22 protein-coding genes and 2 tRNA genes are annotated in these 19,552 nt (G+C 39.2%); 11 read left to right on the top strand and 13 right to left on the bottom strand.

Annotated elements, in window-relative coordinates; all coding sequences use genetic code 11:
• Positions 1-5: 5 nt before the first annotated feature.
• The gene (locus AB671_RS10985) at positions 6-371 is read right to left on the bottom strand and encodes a BlaI/MecI/CopY family transcriptional regulator (RefSeq protein ID WP_066679295.1); all 366 of its coding nucleotides are present in this window, start codon (positions 369-371) and stop codon (positions 6-8) included.
• Positions 372-701: 330 nt separating this feature from the next.
• On the opposite strand from AB671_RS10985, the gene AB671_RS10980 reads away from it, so the two are divergent.
• A complete protein-coding gene (locus AB671_RS10980) occupies positions 702-1,271 on the top strand; it encodes a hypothetical protein (RefSeq protein ID WP_066679296.1) in 570 nt (189 codons plus the stop codon).
• Between the two features lie 108 nt (positions 1,272-1,379).
• Here the strand turns inward: AB671_RS10980 and AB671_RS10975 are convergent.
• Positions 1,380-1,455, bottom strand: a tRNA-Met gene (locus AB671_RS10975).
• Between the two features lie 305 nt (positions 1,456-1,760).
• Between AB671_RS10975 and AB671_RS10970 the strand changes: the two genes are divergently transcribed.
• The 3 genes from AB671_RS10970 to AB671_RS10960 are packed head-to-tail and all read left to right on the top strand — an operon-like array spanning position 1,761 to position 4,619.
• Positions 1,761-2,630 carry a sce7726 family protein gene (locus AB671_RS10970; RefSeq protein WP_066679297.1) on the top strand — a complete coding sequence of 290 codons (870 nt, stop codon included), beginning with the start codon at positions 1,761-1,763 and terminating at the stop codon, positions 2,628-2,630.
• Complete coding sequence (locus AB671_RS10965) at positions 2,612-3,553, top strand: sce7725 family protein (RefSeq protein WP_066679298.1); 942 nt, start codon at positions 2,612-2,614, stop codon at positions 3,551-3,553. Before AB671_RS10970 ends, AB671_RS10965 begins: the two co-directional genes overlap by 19 nt.
• A 52-nt stretch (positions 3,554-3,605) precedes the next feature.
• Entirely contained in the window at positions 3,606-4,619 is a 1,014-nt protein-coding gene (locus AB671_RS10960) for an RES domain-containing protein (RefSeq protein WP_066764787.1), read from the top strand.
• Positions 4,620-4,622: 3 nt separating this feature from the next.
• Here the strand turns inward: AB671_RS10960 and AB671_RS10955 are convergent, their stop codons facing one another.
• The 10 genes from AB671_RS10955 to mobA form a co-directional block, all read right to left on the bottom strand.
• Positions 4,623-5,474: an RteC domain-containing protein gene (locus AB671_RS10955; RefSeq protein ID WP_066679300.1), complete on the bottom strand. Its 852-nt coding sequence runs from the start codon at positions 5,472-5,474 to the stop codon at positions 4,623-4,625.
• 142 nt (positions 5,475-5,616) lie between these two features.
• Positions 5,617-6,477, bottom strand: a complete 861-nt coding sequence (gene estT / locus AB671_RS10950) for a macrolide hydrolase EstT (RefSeq protein ID WP_077782102.1) — start codon at positions 6,475-6,477, stop codon at positions 5,617-5,619.
• A 17-nt stretch (positions 6,478-6,494) separates the two neighbouring features.
• Positions 6,495-7,631 (bottom strand): tetracycline-inactivating monooxygenase Tet(X), encoded by a 1,137-nt coding sequence (tet(X), locus tag AB671_RS10945; RefSeq protein WP_044502094.1) that lies wholly within the window; start codon positions 7,629-7,631, stop codon positions 6,495-6,497.
• Positions 7,632-7,654: 23 nt separating this feature from the next.
• A complete protein-coding gene (locus tag AB671_RS10940) occupies positions 7,655-7,966 on the bottom strand; it encodes a nuclear transport factor 2 family protein (RefSeq protein ID WP_228390949.1) in 312 nt (103 codons plus the stop codon).
• A 636-nt stretch (positions 7,967-8,602) separates the two neighbouring features.
• Positions 8,603-10,096: an IS91-like element ISVsa3 family transposase gene (locus AB671_RS10935; protein WP_001120888.1), complete on the bottom strand. Its 1,494-nt coding sequence runs from the start codon at positions 10,094-10,096 to the stop codon at positions 8,603-8,605.
• A gap of 111 nt (positions 10,097-10,207) precedes the next feature.
• Positions 10,208-10,513 (bottom strand): LysR family transcriptional regulator, encoded by a 306-nt coding sequence (locus AB671_RS21980; protein WP_001255015.1) that lies wholly within the window; start codon positions 10,511-10,513, stop codon positions 10,208-10,210.
• A 27-nt stretch (positions 10,514-10,540) separates the two neighbouring features.
• Positions 10,541-11,755, bottom strand: coding sequence for a chloramphenicol/florfenicol efflux MFS transporter FloR (gene floR, locus AB671_RS10930; protein ID WP_066679304.1), 1,215 nt, complete (start codon positions 11,753-11,755; stop codon positions 10,541-10,543).
• Between the two features lie 210 nt (positions 11,756-11,965).
• Positions 11,966-12,625: a type B chloramphenicol O-acetyltransferase gene (catB, locus tag AB671_RS10925; protein WP_066679309.1), complete on the bottom strand. Its 660-nt coding sequence runs from the start codon at positions 12,623-12,625 to the stop codon at positions 11,966-11,968.
• Between the two features lie 159 nt (positions 12,626-12,784).
• Positions 12,785-14,050 (bottom strand): conjugal transfer protein MobB, encoded by a 1,266-nt coding sequence (mobB, locus tag AB671_RS10920; protein WP_066679310.1) that lies wholly within the window; start codon positions 14,048-14,050, stop codon positions 12,785-12,787.
• Positions 14,051-14,054: 4 nt separating this feature from the next.
• Positions 14,055-14,489, bottom strand: a complete 435-nt coding sequence (gene mobA, locus AB671_RS10915) for a conjugal transfer protein MobA (protein ID WP_066679312.1) — start codon at positions 14,487-14,489, stop codon at positions 14,055-14,057.
• Positions 14,490-15,119: 630 nt separating this feature from the next.
• On the opposite strand from mobA, the gene AB671_RS22480 reads away from it, so the two are divergent.
• From AB671_RS22480 to AB671_RS10900, 4 genes are all read left to right on the top strand, one after another.
• Entirely contained in the window at positions 15,120-15,281 is a 162-nt protein-coding gene (locus AB671_RS22480) for a hypothetical protein (RefSeq protein WP_165826534.1), read from the top strand.
• A gap of 60 nt (positions 15,282-15,341) precedes the next feature.
• The gene (locus tag AB671_RS10910; protein ID WP_066679313.1) at positions 15,342-17,036 is read left to right on the top strand and encodes a recombinase family protein; all 1,695 of its coding nucleotides are present in this window, start codon (positions 15,342-15,344) and stop codon (positions 17,034-17,036) included.
• A 126-nt stretch (positions 17,037-17,162) separates the two neighbouring features.
• On the top strand, positions 17,163-17,402 hold the full coding sequence (locus AB671_RS22275) for a hypothetical protein (RefSeq protein WP_066679314.1): 240 nt from the start codon (positions 17,163-17,165) through the stop codon (positions 17,400-17,402).
• A gap of 464 nt (positions 17,403-17,866) precedes the next feature.
• On the top strand, positions 17,867-18,103 hold the full coding sequence (locus AB671_RS10900) for a hypothetical protein (protein WP_066679318.1): 237 nt from the start codon (positions 17,867-17,869) through the stop codon (positions 18,101-18,103).
• Here AB671_RS10900 and AB671_RS10895 read toward each other — a convergent pair.
• A complete protein-coding gene (locus AB671_RS10895) occupies positions 18,093-18,521 on the bottom strand; it encodes a helix-turn-helix domain-containing protein (RefSeq protein WP_066679320.1) in 429 nt (142 codons plus the stop codon). The genes AB671_RS10900 and AB671_RS10895 overlap by 11 nt on opposite strands.
• A 106-nt stretch (positions 18,522-18,627) precedes the next feature.
• On the opposite strand from AB671_RS10895, the gene AB671_RS10890 reads away from it, so the two are divergent.
• The 3 genes from AB671_RS10890 (at position 18,628) to AB671_RS10880 (ending at position 19,536) form a co-directional block, all read left to right on the top strand.
• Positions 18,628-18,864, top strand: coding sequence for a hypothetical protein (locus AB671_RS10890; RefSeq protein WP_066679321.1), 237 nt, complete (start codon positions 18,628-18,630; stop codon positions 18,862-18,864).
• A gap of 69 nt (positions 18,865-18,933) precedes the next feature.
• Positions 18,934-19,359, top strand: coding sequence for a hypothetical protein (locus AB671_RS10885; RefSeq protein WP_157444190.1), 426 nt, complete (start codon positions 18,934-18,936; stop codon positions 19,357-19,359).
• Positions 19,360-19,465: 106 nt separating this feature from the next.
• Positions 19,466-19,536: transfer RNA gene (locus tag AB671_RS10880), tRNA-Trp, on the top strand.
• Positions 19,537-19,552: the final 16 nt, after the last annotated feature.

The following is a 19,552-nucleotide window of genomic DNA, read 5'->3' as shown; positions in this document are numbered from 1 at the left end:
ATTTATTAGTCTTTGTTTTTAAGTTCGCTTAATAACATTTCAAGATCTTCAACGGTCATTTCGTTTTTTTCAACCAAAAAAGAAACGGCACTTTTATAAGAACCTTTAAAATAATTTTTTACCAGGCTTTTCATCGTTTTTCCAGAATACTGCTCTTTTGTAACCAAAGGGAAATATTCGTGCTGTCTTCCATACACATTATAATCTACAAACTCTTTATCTTTCAACACTTTCAGAATCGTAGAAACTGTATTGGTATGAGGCTTTGGTTCCGGATAAAGATCCAAAACATCTTTAAGAAAACCTTTTTCAAGTTTCCATAAAAACTGCATTACCTGTTCTTCTGCTTTTGTTAAAGTCTGAATGATCATAAACTGAATTTTAATTGTTGTGATAAAATTACTAAAAAAATCGTATCACTAATAAATTAGTTATACAAATGTAGAAATATTTTTAACTTGAACAACTATTTTTTTAGTGATAAAAATTAAAACTAAATAACTGATTGAATATCAATACGATAAAAAACATTAAAATATGTTAAATTTTTAATTAATAGAAAATAGGCAATTATTAATCAACAGAGAAAAGCTAAATATGGGTGTAAATTCTTAAAACTTGTTAATTTTTATTAAATAAAATTAAAATGAATAGGCACAGAATGAGAAAATATATTTATTTTAGTGCTTTAAAAATTTCTAATGAAAAGATATACTCTATTTTCTGTCTTAATGTTGTTGATATTTAATGTAACATCAGCACAAACATCTTCAGTTTTCGGATCGGTTGCAGAAGCAAAATCAAAAATTGAAAGAACCGTTCCTTTAGTTTTGGAACATTTGAAAAAGATAAGCGAATCGCAAAATGATAATTCCATTCTTACTAATGGTACAACCGCTCTTAAAAAAGAATATGATGCCGTTGCATTAGAATTTGACCTTTACAGAGGAAATATGGCAAGCTGTATTGTCAACAAATCAAAGAAGGCATCAAAATGTATGAACTATCACACGTTGTATTTCAGAAATACTTTAGGAAATTACGATAACTTCATCAATTATTTAACAAAGAAAAACGGATATTTAGGAGTAGAGGATGATTCAGTAAAAAAAGATTTCAAACCTACAGAAATTGCTACTAAAATCGATACCGATTTCACAGCAGCTTCAAAAGCAGCAGGTAAATTAAGAGGTACTGCAAAAGCATCTTACTTTGAGCAAGTAAAATCTGAGGATTTTAAATTGGCTCCATTTGATACTTTGGTAAACTAACCGTTAAACAAAATAAAAAAATCCCATTTCTTATCGAAGTGGGATTTTTTATGCTGTAATTTTTAATATTGATAACAAAAAAAAGAGAACCATTTCTGATTCTCCTGTTGGTAGCGGGGACACGACTCGAACGTGCGACCTCCGGGTTATGAGCCCGACGAGCTACCTACTGCTCTACCCCGCGGTATATTTTTGAAACGCTTACAGAAAACGTTATACTTAGTAGCCGAACCCGAACAAATCTCGAAACATTTTTTGGAAGATTTGGAACGGTTAAACTCGTTAAGTCACGAAGCTACTGCCTAAAAGCATTAAGTAGAACCCTAATGAAAAAATATATTTGTTGATACTGTTTTATAATGTTAAAGTATATGTTGGTACATTTTTTTGACTAAATTTATAACCTATTTAAGCCACGAAACCGAATTATCAAGCATTATAATAGTTATCTTTTCGTAATTTGTTACCTTTGTAATGTAAAGAAGTAGTATGAAAACTATACAAAAGTTGAGAGTATTATCACAAATTTTCTCCCCGCCTATGTTCCAAAAGATAGTACGGGAAGACGATTATGTGCTTTTTCAAAAACAAATAGATAAATACTTCAACACTACCTCATACGAAACCAACTTAGACATAATCAAGTCTTTATATAAGTCCTTACAAAAGCAATATAGATGTGAATACATCTATAAGAATAATTTGATTATTGATATTATAAAAACTCATAGCTTAAAATCAACATTAACACTTAATGAACTAAAAATTGGTGCTTCAAAAGCTGACTTGGTTATGTTGAACGGTGCTGTAAGAGTCTATGAGATTAAAACGGAACTTGACGGATTAGAAAAATTGGCAAAACAAATAAATGACTACCAAAAATTTGCCAATGAGGTACATATTGTTACAGATGAAAAATATGCTAAAAAGCTCCAAGTTGAATACGAAAATACAAGCATTGGTATTATCGCATTAAATGCCAAAAATAAATTGGAAACAATAAAAGAGGCAGATGCAAATAAATCTTTCTTCGACTTTGAAACTATTTTTAAAATATTGAGAAAGCAAGAGTATCTTGATTTAGTTGCTGTTAATTTTGGTTCTGTCCCTGATGTTCCTAATACAAAGATTTTTAGAGCTTGTTACGAACTACTTGCCACAATTGATATAGTTGATTTTCAAAAGCAGGTATTAAATAAACTAAAAGAGAGAAAACTATTGAACCCCGACTTGCTGAAATCATCTAAAACCCCAAGAGAACTAAAGCACATTTGTAATTCTTTGGATTTTAATGAGCAGGAATATCAAAGATTGTATAATTTTTTAGCAACCAAAAGCGTATGTATCAACCGTATATAAGAGGAAAGCAGTTTGAGTTGATAGGAATAAGAGAATTAACTAAACCTGTTCTTTTGCCAAATAAAGAAAAAGTATCTCCTATTATTGAACCTGTCAAGGATTCTTCTACTTTAAAGACTACGATAAAAGAATTAGCAAGTAATGATATCAACTTTACAGTTGTTGTTAATCCACAAGTAGGAACATTCAAAGATACCAATGCAATCTTTAATGCTATTAGCAGTTCAGTTGGAGATTATACAAATTATCAGATAGGTGTTATTTTCCATAATAGGATAGACCATTCAAAAGCTATTGGCATTTTACAACAATATGCAAAAGTTATTCCTGCTCTAAGTATTATTCATAATGCCGTGTTTGATAACATTTCAGATGTTCTTAAATCATATCAAGAACATTTTGCCATTCGATATAATGTAATCAATCTATCATCGACAAGTAGAAGATATTTTAGAAATTTTGAAAGAAATACCTTAATTGAACTTGATGATTATTTCAATGCTCAAACAAAGAATGCGGATTATTTGCAAGTAGATGAAAGCAATTTTTCAGAAGAACATATCTATTACAAAGAAGAAGGGTTTGAAGGTTTTTCGGACTATCTTTCTATTGGAGAGGAATATTCGGAAACAGGGTTTCTTCCCTATGCTGTTGCGATACATTTATCTTATGCGGAAGCACAGACAAATAGAATAAAAGTTAAACATTTTGTTTCTGACTCAAATGATGACACATCAGATATTGCAGGAAAGTTTGCTGAGGCGTTAGATAAACTTATTGCTTGGTGTGACCAAACAGGCTATGACTCTATTGCTATATCTGAATTTAGACGATTTCACGAAAACGGACACTTTCCAGGATTAGGGACATTGAAGAAACTTTCCTTAATGAACCATATAGATTTAGTATTGAAATTGATTTAGTATGAATTGTTGCACAAATTGTTTTGAGAGCAGTTATATAAATGCTATCATTTTGGGTAACAAGATAACAGATAATTGTGATTATTGCCTGTCCGAAAATGTGAGTGTCTATGAGGCTTCCGAATTAAACCCTTTCTTTCTTGGGATTATTGACTTGTATGAAGTTGATACCGTCAATGGAAAACCATTAGAAAGTCAAATCATTACGGATTTTCATAAAAAGGTATTTACCCAAAAACTAATTGATACAAATAATATAAAACAGCTCATTGCTGAGATTATTAAAGATGACATTGCCAATTATCAAAATGTTTTAGACAACCCTGTAAGATTAAGGTTTCATAATACAGGAGCAGAGGAAGACGTTACTCAACCGCTTTTCCTTTCTTGGGATAAGTTTTCCGAAGAAATAAAAACCGTAAATAGATTTCATTTTGTAAATGCTTTGGATTTACAAAAATTAAAATCCTTATTCAAACATTTTCAGAAAGATTACAAAAAGGGAAAGAAATTTTATCGAGCAAGAATTAGTAATAATCCACAGGGGTATCCTTTCGAACAAATGGGTAATCCTCCTAATGAATTAGCTAAAAGCGGAAGAGCCAATCCAAATGGTATTTCTTATCTCTATATTGCTAATGACATAACAACAACTTTATATGAAGCAAGAGCAAGTTTATTTGATTACGTTTCTGTCGGTACATTTAAACTTGAAGAAGACATAAGAGTAGTTAATTTAAGTCGCTCCACATACGATGTATTCAGGCTTGCAGAATTAGAGTCTTTAGAAGAAGTTATGTTACACGGTTCTTTCATTGATAAATTAGAAGAAGAACTTTCAAAGCCAAGAAGAAAGAATGACAGCGAATTGGATTATCTGCCAACACAGTATCTTTCAGAACTGATAAAATCAATGGGATTTGACGGTATAGAATTTAGAAGTTCATTATATTCGCAGGGTTATAACGTTGCAATATTTTATCCTGAAAAATTCAAGTGCATTGAAACTAATGTCTATGACATTGAAAATATAAATCTTGAATACACCCAATTAAATACTAAATAAACCCTACCTCCCGTCCTGTTTATCCATATATTCTTCCAAAGAAGATTTCAGTTGGTCTAAAAATGCGGTTCGTGAACCTGCTCGGTATTTCATTCGATGGAAAGAATTGTGCAAATCTCCTAAGGTAATCTGAAACAGTTTTTCCAAAACCAAACTGACTTTTCGAATTCCTATTTTACCGTATGAAAGAGAACCATTCGCATACAGCGCATAAATCAATTCTATCAAGGCATTTTTGCTATCCGTCCAAAGAATGCTATCAGATGAAATATCCCTTGCAGAAAGTGAACCTGCTATTTCATCATCGTTAATTTTTTGGCGTATGTAGGTATAGAGTAGCTCATTTGCTATTATCCGAGCTACTTTGTTATCATAATAGGTTGAAAAAAGTGGGTCGATTTCAAAGACAAAACTATTCAGACCATCGTGGAAATTGATGTTGCCTAACCTAAAGTAAGTTTCATCACGGTCGGTTCTTCCTGAGCGATAATACCTGTAAAAATCTGAATTGTAGATATGCTCCCTATATTCCCGTTGTAATTCCTGTAATTGCTCTGCAAAATAACTTGCGTACATTTTCCCTCCATCAACAGGACAAGCCGTCTGAATACGAAATACCTTATTGTGGTAAATGAGTTTGGAGAGAATATACGGCTTAATGTTGCGAAAGAAATTAATTTCTTCCCAATGGTTTTTAAAGCCTTGTTTTGTAATATCTTCTCTTATTGACCATAAATATTCTTTCAGATATATCGTCATTTGATATGCTTCATCAATTGCATTGGGAGAAGTCAGCGAAATGGCATTTTCTTTTCGCTGTACCTCTGAGATAATATGATTTAATGAAGATACCATTTCGTATTTAGTTTACAATATTTCCTTTTATAAAAGAAAATTGCGTAGTATGATTATTAAAAAACACCAAAAGATGTTATTCAAAGAACACATTGATATTAGCTTCAATCTCTAAACCGTTGATTTGGAAATACATAATACCCTATTTGTTCATTCTTTTGTTATTTGTTGTATGTTGCGTTATTCCATCAATAATTTTATTCCAATCTTCGAAATGTAGTTCGTGTCCGGTTCCATCAAGCGTTATTAGTTTTGAGCCGTTTATCTTTTCAAGTAAAACTGCTGAATTCTTAAAATGCCATATTTTATCGTCCGTTCCGTGTACAATTAAGGTTGGTTGATTGATTTCGCTCAATCTGTTCCAGTATTCTTCACCACCTTGCAGTGCCGCATGATTGAACATACTTATATAGTTATTAGCTCTTTTAAATTCGGCTCTAATCAGTTTTTCACTTCTTTGTTTGTCAAATTGTTTCCTGCCGCTCATCAATTCAGCACCTTGAATTAAATAATTTGCCACACTGTCTTCATTTGTCCAATCTACGGTTTCAGCTTTTCCGTGAAAATCTAAAATACGCGTATCCATTTCAGGAATTGTGGGGTCTGAGTCGCCCCAAGGACCTGATGAGATTAGTGTTATTGAACTTACCCTGTCGGCATATTTTATTGATGCTATTTGAGAAATCAGTCCGCCCAGTGAAATTCCCACAAAATTGGCTTTGACTATTTTATAGCCGTCCAAAATTGAAATAGCATCATGGGTTAAGTCAACAATATCATAGGGGGTTGAACCCGGTTCGTAATTAGTAGATTTTCCTACGTCCCTATTGTCGTAGCGAATAACAAAAAATCCCTTTTCAGATAGTTTCTGGCAAAATTCAGCATCCCAATACAACATGGATACCGTTGCTCCCGCAATCAAGAGTATTGCCGGATCTTTTTCACATCCAAAACTTTCGGTAAAAAGTCTTATTCCGTTTTTTTTAACTATTTTCTCTTTCATTTCCTCGCCTTTCTGTTTTATAGATTCATTAGTTTTTGGAAAGAAAAGTCGAGGCTGAACATTTCCGTTTCGTTTATTATTGATTCTGCCTGTGCTTCTCTTCCATAAGCAAACATTTGCTGTTCATAATTTTCAATAGCCTCTTCAATGCTGTTAAATTTCCCATTGGTCAGATTATCCGACAATATCAAGGCATCCATCAACCCACTGTTTACGCCTTGTCCTGCAAAAGGAGGCATCAAATGAGCAGCATCTCCAATCATCGTTATGGGTAATGGACGCTTACTTTTCCAAGACTTATCTAAGGGAAATATTCGTGTCGCTAACCCTACAAAAGATGATGTCAAACGAATCAGTTCTTTGTAGCGTTCGTCCCAATCGGAAAATTTTTTCAGGAGAAAATCAACGACACTATTTCTGTCTTGAAAATCTACCCGCGTTTTGCTTTTCCATTCATCAGGTGTTTTAAAACTTATTCCAAAATGCAATGCACCATTATTATTAGGATTCGCAAATAATAAATTACCTTGATGAGCAGCCATTAGCCGGTTTCCATTGCAAAGCTGAAAAAATCCAGGACAGTTCACCTCCGGTTGATGAATATCGGCTTGTATATTGAAAGTACCTGTTTCTTCAACTTCCGTGTCGGTAACAAATTTTCTTACTTTAGACATTCCACCATTGGCAATAATAACCAGATCTGCTGTTTCACTCGATTTATCCTCAAAAGTTAGTATCCACTTCTCCTTATCAGGTTCAAGGGTAACAAGTTTTCTATCCCAAATGACGGTATCATTTTGTAAACTATTTAATAGGATAGTCCTTAAGTCATTTCTGTTTATTTCAGGATTGTCAAAACGATTTTCGGGTCTTACATTTTTTGTGGTTAAAATATTGCCCTTTTCATCAACAATATTTACACCCATTGGTAAAGCTAAGTCATAATAAGTTTGTAACAATCCCGCTCTTTTCATTGCTTCCTGTCCCGAATCCCTGTGCAGATCAAGTGTCCCACCAAAAATCCTTGCATCTTGGTCTTTGTCTCTCTCGTAAACTGTAATGTCCACGCCGTTTTGCTGTAACAATCTCGCCATTGTTAATCCAACAGGCCCGGCACCAATTATTGTAATTTTTTTATGTTTTAGTAAAGTCATATTCTTGTTCGCTGGTTTTAATGTCAACTAATGTCTGTCAATTTAATCACTTTGTTTTTTTTAAATTCAAACACGGATTTTCCTGATAACTTTAGCTTTTGCCCTTTTTTTAAGCCGTTCGGAAAGTCAATTGCTAAAATTGCTGTATAATCAATTTCTATTTCAGTGCTGTTGTCAAAATGCCTAAACGATTTAACTGTCTGTGTTCTCTTTGCAAAGTATGTTTTTGCTGTTTCTGCCTGTTGTTTAAACGCTGTTAACCCTTTCAGCGATAAACTTATATCATTATTTTGAATGTTTTCAAAAACAATATTATCGTCAAGGTCTGCAACCATTTTTTTGATATCAAATTGGTTGTATCCATCGATGTAGTTATTGATGATGTTTACTCTGTCGGTCATATTTTGTAATTATTTATCGGTTACATATTGGTGTTGTCTGTAGGTTGTTCTACGATAATTGCCAACTTTTAACTTCTATACGAAGGAACATGTTGGGATACTTGAACTTTCGATTTAGCGCCAACACGAGCAAACCGAAGTTAGCACCTACTCTCTATTCAGCATATTTTTTAAAAATACTTGTGGCAATGTGTCCGCCAAAACCAAAAGTATTACTCATTGCGTAATTCACTTGCCGTTGTTGTGATTGGTGTAACGTCAAGTTAAATATATCCCTATATTCAGGTTCAATATCTACCGAATTGATTGTTGGCGGAACAATGTTATTCTGAACAACGTATAGGAAGAATAAACGCCCTTTTCACCCAAGTCCAACAGCTTTGGACCGCAGTTGACTCTTTCGACACCCCTGCGATGCAACCCAATCCGGCTGACGGGGAGCCAGCAACGCTGAAAATTTACCCTCCTCTTTCCCACTAGCGGCTCCTTTTCCGACAACCAGCACGGCGGATCCCTGCCGCGGCGCTGTGAACGCAGCATTTTGATTGGTATCGTTGGCCTTCAGGCTCGTCAGTCAAACAGACCCAGGAGCAGCTCAGCCGGTGGCGCCCGGCTTTCGGGTAACGCCCTGGTCCCGCTGGTTTCGGCTTTGTGCTTCAGGTGATCAAGGATCTGCTTGATCACTATAGGGTCTTCAATGCAGGCGATGACTTTCATGGCGCCGCCGCAGCCGCTGCAGGTCTCGATGTCGATATTGAAAACACGCTTGAGCCGTTGCGCCCATGTCATCGACGCTCGCCGTTGTGCTGGTGTTGCCGGTTCATCAGCCACCCTGACCTTGTTGCCCCTGCCCCGTTTTGCCGGCGTGACCAACGCCCGGTGCCGACTGTTGGGTGCGAACACCCCGTGGAAGCGGGTTAGGTTGACTCTGGGCTTCGGTACCAGGGCGGCCAGCCTTGCAATGAAATCCAATGGTTCGAAAATGACGTGCGTGGTGCCGTCCCGGTACGGCGTCTTGAGCTGGTAGCGCACGTTGCCGCCTCGTGTTAACGACAGCCGCTTCTCGGATACCGCCGGGCGGCTGATGTACCGGCACAGCCGTTCGAGCTTCTTGCGTTCATCGGCCCTGGCCGCCACGCCGGCGTGCAGGCTGGACCCGGCTACCTTGCCAATCCCGTCACCGAACGGATCACCACTGGTCGGCAGAGTTTGCAAAGTGAACACCTTTCGCCCCGCCTGTGAACCGACAGCGATACGGTAAGTGATCGAGTGCCCCAGCAGGGGTGTCATCGGGTCGTCATCCACCGCATCCGAGGCCAGATAGCTGTTTTCGACATCCCGTTCCAGCAGGCCTTGCCGTTCCAGATAGCGACCCACCCGGTGGGCGATGGTGTGCGTCAGCTGGGTGAGCTCTGGGCTGGTCGGCGCCTTGACCCAGCGGAAACGCGCTGAGCCGTGGGATTGCTCGACATACACACCGTCGAGAAACAGCATGTGGAAGTGAACATTCAGATTGAGCGCCGATCCAAAACGCTGGATCAGGGTGACCGCGCCCGTCTTGGCCACTTGGTGGGTATGGCCCGCTTTCTTGACCAGGTGCGTGGCAATGACGCGGTAAACGATGCCCAGCACCCACCCCATGATCTCGGGCCGGCTGGCAAACAGGAAACGCAGCTGAAACGGGAAGCTCAACACCCACTGACGCATGGGTTGTTCAGGCAGTACTTCATCAACCAGCAAGGCGGCACTTTCGGCCATCCGCCGCGCCCCACAGCTCGGGCAGAAACCGCGACGCTTACAGCTGAAAGCGACCAGGTGCTCGGCGTGGCAAGACTCGCAGCGAACCCGTAGAAAGCCATGCTCCAGCCGCCCGCATTGGAGAAATTCTTCAAATTCCCGTTGCACATAGCCCGGCAATTCCTTTCCCTGCTCTGCCATAAGCGCAGCGAATGCCGGGTAATACTCGTCAACGATCTGATAGAGAAGGGTTTGCTCGGGTCGGTGGCTCTGGTAACGACCAGTATCCCGATCCCGGCTGGCCGTCCTGGCCGCCACATGAGGCATGTTCCGCGTCCTTGCAATACTGTGTTTACATACAGTCTATCGCTTAGCGGAAAGTTCTTTTACCCTCAGCCGAAATGCCTGCCGTTGCTAGACATTGCCAGCCAGTGCCCGTCACTCCGCGGTCTTCACTGCGTGATCGAGTTGATCGACACCCGCCGTGACACGCTCCATGAAGTGCCTGCCTGCGTCTGTTAGCCGAACGCCCCGCGCATGGCGCTCAAATAGCAGGACACCAAGGTTATCCTCCAGCGCTTTCACACGCGCGCTGACGCTCGACTGGCTGATACCAAGTGCCTTGGCCGCATGCCGAAAATTCAGATGCTCGGCGACGGCGATGAACTGAACAAGGGAAATGAGCGGTATCCTGCCAGACAGGATACCGACATTCACGAGGTTTCGATGGTTAGTGCGCCGCATCGGAGCGGGCCTGCTACCAGTCGTCGGTTAGACGACTGGCGACTTCTCGGTGGCAGCCCCACGGAGCCGAAGGAGCACCAGCCCCAACGAAACCAGTACCGCCATCGCCGTGGCGTAACAGATCACGGGCCACGCTGTGTCACCGTTTAAAAGTGCCACCGCCAATGTCCCGACAATGCTGACTATCAGGCTTTGAACGCAGAAGTAGAACGCGACCGCTGATCCCGCGATGTCGTCGAACTCTGCCAAAGCGCCGTTCGCGGTAACGGACACCGTGAAGACAATACCGACCGCGACAACCCACATCGGTAGGATGAAGGTGAGGAATGACGGCGAGCCGTAAAGTTCGCCGATCCCCAACAGGACCGCTCCGCAAACAAGCAACGCCATCCCACGCGCCACGCATCCTGCGATGCCCCATCTGGCGACAAAGGACTTCGCGAAACGGGTTGTCACGATCATTACAAGCCCGACAGTGGCGAAGGCAAAGCTGAATCCGATCTCGGAATATTCCGCTTGGCCTATGAGCACACGGGGAGCCGTCGAGAAGAAGACGAAGAAGGTGCCCATACCGGCGCTAAAGCCGACAGTGTAAACCCAAAAAGCCGGACTCGCGAAGATCGGCAAGACAGATCGGCGCGTCTTGACTTGATCCAGAGGGCGGGTTTCGTGCCACCTGAAACCCGCATTTAGGAGTGCGAGCATCGCCAGTATAGCCAAAGTAATGAATATCGCCTGCCATCCCAAGAACTCGCCGATCAATGCTCCGGCGATAGGGCCGAGCGCAGGCACGAACGCCAGCATCGAACTGAAAAGGCCGTAGATGACGACACCCTCAGGACGGTTGGCATAAACGTCGCGAACCGTCGCGAACGTCGCCACCAGCATGGCCGACGCGCCCACTGCTTGAAGTAGACGGAAAGCGACAAAGGCCGGTGCAGTTGAAGACCAAGCTGCTCCCAGAGACGCAATGACGAAAGCCGTTGCGCCCGCAAGTAGAATTGGCCGTCGCCCGATTCTGTCTGAGAGCGGACCAAAAATCACCTGGCCCACGCCGAGCATCACCATATAGAGGCTCAACGTGAGTTGGATCATAGCGGGCGTCGTGTTCAGGATGCCGGGCATCGCTGGAACGACAGGGAGATAAATATCCATCGCCAGTGAAGCGAGGATGTCGAAAGGAGCCATCAGCAGCAGTGCTGCCGGCAGCGTATAGGCCCACGCGGGGCGTGTGGTGGTCATGACGTTACTATTTTTTCTTTTGTTTCCATAAAGCAAAGATATAAATTTCTATCTACTAATAGGTAGATAATCTTAAAAATTTTGCTCGTACTTCTCTCTTTTTGATTTTTGTAATGATTTCTTTATTCAAATACTCCTTTTCAAATTCTACATTAAAAAAAGCCTTTCAGCAATAAAACTGAAAGGCTTTTCGCAGTTGTTACATATAAGTCAAAAACAATACGGGAAATCTCTCTTTTCGATTTTTACAACTTGGTTGTAAAAATCGAAAAGAGACTGTATGTTGCCTGAACAAATTAAAGGTATCGCTTCGGTCAATATGTCTTCATCCCAATCCCACCACTTGATATCTAACAGGATCTGAATCTCTTCGTCCGAAAACCTTTTTTTAATCGGTTTTGCAGGGTTTCCGCCGACAATAGTGTAAGGGGCAACATCTTTGGTGACTAATGACCTACTACCGATTACCGCCCCGTCACCGATCTTCACTCCCGGCATAATCATTGCCTCGCTCCCTATCCAAACATCATTACCGACAACTGTATCGCCCGCGTTTTCAAATCCGTTAATTGCTTTATTGAATGCTTCAATCTCCGGCATATAAAAAAAGGGAAAACTGGATATCCAATTATGTCGATGCCCTTGATTGCCCGCCATTATAAAACTTGCACCGCTACCTATGGAACAGAATGAACCTATGACCAATTTATCAACGTCATCTCTATCTGGAAATAAATAGCGAGCGCAGTCATCAAAAGAATGTCCATGATAATAACCGGAATAGTAGGAATATTTCCCAGCCGTGATATTGGGGTTGGTAATATGGTCTCTAATTATTTTGCCCTTAAATGGGCTATCGAAAAAATTCATCTTTTTAGCATTTATTATTAAATAATTCAATAGAATGTCAGGGCAACATCTATTGCCTTGACAGAGATTATATGTTCCTAAAAATATGCTAATCTGATTTTTTCATACAACAAAGGTAAGTAATTTTAAAACTTGTTTTGAAAATAAGGACAATCTCTATTATTTTTTTTGTCTTGTTTTCTTCTTTTTCTTCATTCTATTGGCAAAATCCTGTTCCTCGTAATCTTCGCCCTGTGCTTGGGGCAACAGGCTGAACAATCCCAAATCAGAACTGTGCGAATGTTCCTGCGTGATAAACTCGAAAAGGTCTTTGGTCGGTTGGTGGTCTATCGTGTTCGTATCGGAAACAGGGCTGTCCTGTGCTTTCAATGCGGGTTTGTTTCCGTTGTTCCACCAATCGTTAAACAGATTTGCCGACAGGTTTCTGTCCAACTGCGAGCCATTCCAAACAGTACGGCTACCATTGTCAATAAAAGTAATACCATAAATCCGTCCGCTGTCGTTTCTGCGGACAACGGTGTGAATGTCCTGTTCGGCAAGTTGCTTTTTAAATTCCTTTTCGCTGTTTGTGGTGTGAATGGCAAGTTCCACCGAATTTTTGAGAACAGACTTCGCAGGGTTGGTTTTCATCTTCTCTTTGGATTGTTCAAAGTGCCGTTGTAATCCGTTTACTCCTGCGTGCTTGCCAAACAAAGATGCTTTGAACGGTTTGCTTGCCTTTTCTCCCTTGTCGTTCAAAGCAAAATATACCAATCCGTGTACAGGCTCTCCGTTGCGTTCGCCTTTTATTTCCTCTGCCGTAATATTCAAAAACGAAAGCAAAGCGTTGTATGTCCCAATGCTTGTATATTGGTAATACTTCGGCAGGTGTCGCACTACCGAAGCTATTTGGCTTTTTATATCGCCTTTCTGCTGTTCTACCTTTTTGAAATTTCTGCTGTCGTGTTTCTGTTCCTGCTCGGTAGCTTTGTGCAGATTGTATTTCGTTTCCAAATCCCGACAGATAGCCATTGAGCGAGGGTGGTCGTAATCATCGGGGATTTTCCTGCCGTCAATGCCCACGCAGGTCGAAACGATGTGTATATGCGTGCGGTCAATGTCCGTATGTTTGAATACGATATACGGCTGATTGCCGTAACCCATACGCTCCATATATTCCTGTGCCATTTCGGTAAACTGTTCATCGCTTACCGTGTCTTTCGGGTCGGGGTTCAATGAAATGTGCCGTACCGTCTTTTCCGTTCGGATATTGGCAGACAGATACGGCTCAAAACACTTGTTGAAGTACGCAACGGAATACCTACCGTCCATTGTGTCGGGTATCTTATTCAGCAACAGAACCGCTCCGTTTTCCGTTTCCACTTTCTGCTGATTGTACAAAATAGCTCCGTACATATTGCTTCCCTTTCCGATTTTTGCAACCATTTCTTTACTCTTTGTTTAGGTATTTCTTTTCAAATTCTGCGGTAAGGATTAAAACTTTGAGCAATAATTCTTTCATTGCTGCGGTCTGTTTTTCCAATTTGTAGAGGTATGCCAATGCCTTTTTCTCCGAAAAGTGTGTGTTCAACAGCTTTACAATCTGATTGTAATTGGTTGCTATTCCTCTGAACTGTCCGAAAAACTTGGTCAATCCTGCGTGGTATTCTACCGCATTCATATCAATTTTTACGGTTTTTACCGTCTTTTGAAAGATACAAGCCGTAATGAAATGTGCCTTTATGTTCATTCCCGATTGGTCGAAAAGGGCAAGGAACTTGGCGTTTTCCTCTGCGTTCAGACTGATGGAATACCGATGTACCGCAGGGTCGTTCTTCGGTTTTCTTCCTGTCTTTTTAATCTGTTTTCTGTTCACTTCTTCCATAATCAAATCATTTTAATGTTAAACCAAAACTGCGACTTCGGAGCGGTTTTCAGCCACCTGCAAGGGCAAGTGCTTTTGAGATGCGGAATTTATTCCGAGTAGCTCAAAAGATAACTTGCTCTGAACAGGGGTTCAGAAAATCCGTTCTGCGGAACGGATTGGAGTTAGCCGAAAAAACCAACCGCTTCCATTTGCAAAGTTCGGCAAGACTGTTTGAAAAACAGCTGTTTACAGTCACGACAATGAACGCCAAATAGTGCCACTGACTGCCACTTTTATTTGGGTTGGGGGTTATCTTGACGATGCGTTGCTCCCCCTTAAAATTATTTTCCAAAAGAAAAAAACAGAAAAAAAAGAAAGCCATTTTAACAAGGCGGACAAGCGGAAAAACCAAAAGGAAACGGAATAAGTCCCGAAGGGTGGCGAAGCCATTATGCCGTAGTCTTTTGGTGGGCGGTGCGGTGGCTGTCCGCCTTATCTTTGCTACCTTTTTATTCTTTTTTGAATATGATTTTAACTTCTTTCATAATAATATTTGGCAACTGAACGCCAAATGCTACCTCTCACTGCAACATTGGAAGCCCGACTTGTTTACCTGATTAATTTAGTCAGTACAAAACGAGTTAGGCGATGCAGGAGAGAAAAGAAATAGAAAAAATACCTATCGAGGAAGCAATGGAGCTTCTCCGTGAGGTCGGTATTGACGTGGAACAGGAAACAGCCGAACTGATTATGGAGTTTTTGTACAACCTCACAATGATAATTATCCGTGAATGCTTTGACACCGAATGATTTATTTTGTAATTTAGCTAATCCCACACAAAGTCAATACCCACTTAAAAATGATTAGCTATGAAAAGAGCCGATTTATACATACGTGTTTCCACCGATGAACAAGCGGACAAGGGATATTCACAGCGTGACCAAGAGGAACGCCTGAAAAGATACTGTGCAACCAATAAGATTGCTGTTGGGCAGGTTATTTATGAAGACCATTCCGCCAAGACCTTTAACCGTCCCGAATGGACAAGATTATTGAACAGCCTTAAAAAGAGAAGTTCAAAAACTGACCTTATCCTGTTTACCAAATGGGACAGGTTCAGCCGTAATGCTGGCGATGCTTATCAAATGATTAGCACACTCAACAAACTTGGTATAGAGCCACAGGCGGTAGAACAGCCGTTAGACCTCTCCATTCCCGAAAACAAGATGATGCTTGCCATATATCTTTCTGCTCCCGAAGTAGAGAATGACCGCAGAGCATTGAATACGTTCTACGGTATGCGTAGGGCAAGGAAAGAGGGGCGTTTGATGGGTAGAGCACCTTTTGGATATATCAATAGAAGCAAAGAGGACGGACGAAAATACATTGCTCCGAAAGAACCTGAAGCAACAGCTATGCTGTGGGCTTTCAACGAAATAGCCAAAGGCGTGTTTGCCTGTGACCAAGTACGGCAAAAAATGAATAAGTTGCACAAGACAACTATAAGCCGAAGTGCATTTCACGTTGCCGTACGCAATCCGCTGTACTACGGTAAGATATTCATTGCCAAATTCAAGGACGAAGAAGCACATTTGGTGCAGGGTCAGCACGAACCACTTATATCCAAAGACCTCTTTGATAGGGTACAACTGATATTGGACGGAAACAAAAGGGTAGAACGTCCCAATACCAAAATACTTTCAGACGAGAACTTGCCCCTACGTGGTTTCTTGGTATGTCCCGAATGCGGTCGCAACCTAACGGGAAGTGCTTCCAAAGGAAGAACAAGCCGTTATTACTACTATCATTGTGTTTCCTCTTGTGGCTTTCGTCAAAAAGCCGAATTAGCCAACGATATTTTTGAAAAGAGTATGCGACAGTTTGCGTTGAACGGTACTTCTCAAATAGTAAAAAGACTTCTGTTGGACAACTACAAGAAATTCGCAAAAAATCCGTTTGACGAAAAGAAACAGATTGCACAGGAAATAGATAAACTGAATGCAAGGTTATCAGTAGCACGCAACAAACTGCTGTCTGAAATTATTGATGACGAGGAATATCTCGAAATCAAAGATGAGTGTAGGAAACGGATTGAGAGTTTGGAAGAACAGTTGAGCAAGGACGGTTCTGATACCAAGAAAATCAACGTAGAAAAGTCTTTGGACAGGGCTTTGAAATACATAGAAAGCATTCCTAAAATGTACAGCGAGGGCGAAATCAGAACAAGACGGGATATAATTGGTTCGATATTCCCCGAAAAATTGGAGTTTGACGGAAAAACTTATCGAACCGCTCGAATGAATGTAATCGCAAACTATATCTTTCAGATAACCAACGGATTACTCCAAAAAAAGAACAGGACAAACGAAAGTAAATTTCATTTGTCCTGTTTAGTAGCGGGAACCGGACTAATTAGCCTTGACTTTAAGATTTCATACTTATCGCAATATCAATATTTTACAGCATTCCAAAGAGCATATAAGATTTTTTCTCGTGACAAAATCGTGACAATCAATGATTTTAGATCCCTTTTTTCTCTCTTCAAAACTAATACTTCAAATTAACGTGAACAAAAGTTCGTACAATTGTTCGTTAATTTGTATCTTTGTTCGGCAACTATTGAGTCCTTTGAAAAAATAAATTATTGTGTGATATTTGAATCCTAATTATAACATTCAAATATTTAAACAATGAAGAAATTTTTTTTATTAGGAATTACAGTGTTAACTATCGTATCATGCGAAAGGAATTCTGATATGGTTGATTTACCACAAGAACAAGAACTATTAATCAATGAAAACTTATTTAAAAGAGAAGCTGACTCAACTCAGTACAACTTATTTAACACTACTTCAGGGCTTGAATCAGGAATTGAAACAGAACCTTCAGAAGGCTTGGATCCAAAAGATATTACGCCACCTAGACGTTAAATCACATATACTTACATTCTTAAATAAATACGGTAGGAGTATTAAGAAAATTACTCCTACCGTTTTGATGGTGCTTGTCTCATCAATTCCTTATATAGATTTTTTCCTTAATTTTTTTATAGACACAGATGAAATAGTCGTTGGTCATAGATTTCCTAATCTTGCCGCCATGATCTGGTCTTACTCGGTTTGTATCTCACCTCTTCTAATATTATACGTTTCCAAATTAGAACCTCATTGGATGTCTTACATTGTACCAATATATGTATATATAAGCATGTTTTTGGGTTTCTTCCTTTTGGATATTAATTTAAACATCGAATCTGATTATGTTTTCAGGTTAGTGGCATTAGGCCTCAGTTTGCTCATACTAATTCTCACAAAATATCTTCACAGATATTTTAAAGTTTTAATATTAGACGATAAGGTTGAGTTCGAAATCAATAACCTTCAAAAACAAAATAATGACAAGGGAACAGCTTAAGATTTGTGATGATTTATTCCGTATTGCTAAAGAACAGTTTTATGCCGGAATAATAGACAGAGAAAATTACTTAGAAACTTTAATCTTAATTAAAGAGAAAATAAAATTTTTGAAGAAAGGATTTGACAAAAAAAATTTTATTATTAAAACACTTGAAAAACCAATTATAGAAATTAATATTAAGGAAACAGTCAATTTTGTTCTTGCTATGAACTAATATTTTTCTTTGAAAGACCTTTTTCAATTTTCTTTAATTCTTCCGGACTGGAAGAATTTTTTTGTAGTTCAAACATAATTTCTTGAATCAATTCATTTGCTTCCATCCTATTCTCGAATTTCTCAAGCTTGCTGATAACAAAATCCAACTTTCTGTTAATAAGTTCTAAATCTACAGTTTTCTCATTACATTTTTCTGGACTATTTTCTATAGTATCAATATACTTTGCAATTCTATTTAGTGTATCAAAACTAGGATTTTTTGTCTTTCCATCTAATAATTTACGAACACCGGTATCCGAAAGCCCAGTATTTTTCGAAATTTCGTAGGGAGTTAAATGAAAAGTTTCCACTTTTTTCATAATTCCTTCAAGTAACAGTGTCTTATCGTTTTGATTATCAGTAGTTTTTTTATCCATAAGAAGTAATTTAAAAAAAGTTGCCGAACTTTTTGTGATAGTTGCCGAACTATTTATATATTTGCAGTATAAATGTTCGAACAAATCTACGAATATTTATACAATCATGTTATATTTTTTAAACCCAGACATAATTCAATGCATTATCGCAGACACTAATTTTAGATTAAAATTAGCTCTAGCATTGGAAATTGGTGAAAGACCAGTTTATAACACTGCTAAAAAATATCAGGAAAAGCCCTTTGGAAATTCAACCTTTACAAAAATGGCAGCTGTTAAATTTTTTGAGCAGGAAGGATATTCGATCGACGAAATTCTTACAACAGAAAAACCGGCAGAATAGCCGATGTATTTATTCTCAAAACGGCGTGAAGGGTTTATTCAGTTCAGAAGGAATGCAACGTCGTTTTAATTGACAAAAATTTTAAATAAAATATTAATTAAAAACTTAAAAATTATGTGTACAAAAAATGAAAATCGTACTGAAAACATTGTGAAACTTACTAAAGATGAATTTTTCACTCAGCTTGAAAAGCTTTTAAAAAGTGCTCCAGAGAACATGCTATATCTAGTTAATGCAATGGAAGATTCTGAAAATAATAAAGATAAAAAAGATGAAAATAGACAGGTCATAGCTTTGTCTGGATCTTGTCACAAACTCTGCTATGCATTTAAAAATGGATTTGATCAAGATCATAGATTTGAACACGTAGTTAGCCATGCAGTAGATTATTCAAGATTAATGAAATCATTAAACCCATCTCTTTTTAATGTAATGACTGATTTTAATAGAACTGATCATCTAAAAAGCTTATTAGACAGACTATTTGGTCAGTAAAAATATAAAGCACTTCAGTAAAAGGGCTTGAAAAAGTAATAGTTAGAATCGTTATTTTTTTTCAAATCACCCTGATCAGAGCAGACGTTTAAGAAGTGCTTTAAATGCTTGGGTAATGTAATGGTAGCATACCGGTCTCCAAAACCGACTGTGAAGGTTCGAATCCTTTCCCTCGCGCAATATCGGTTAGCTA

This window comes from Chryseobacterium sp. BGARF1 (genome assembly GCF_001677955.1).
In the GTDB taxonomy this organism is placed as follows: Bacteria; Bacteroidota; Bacteroidia; order Flavobacteriales; family Weeksellaceae; genus Chryseobacterium.
Note: the sequence above shows the minus strand (reverse complement) of the source record. Positions and strands in the feature narration are given on the sequence as shown.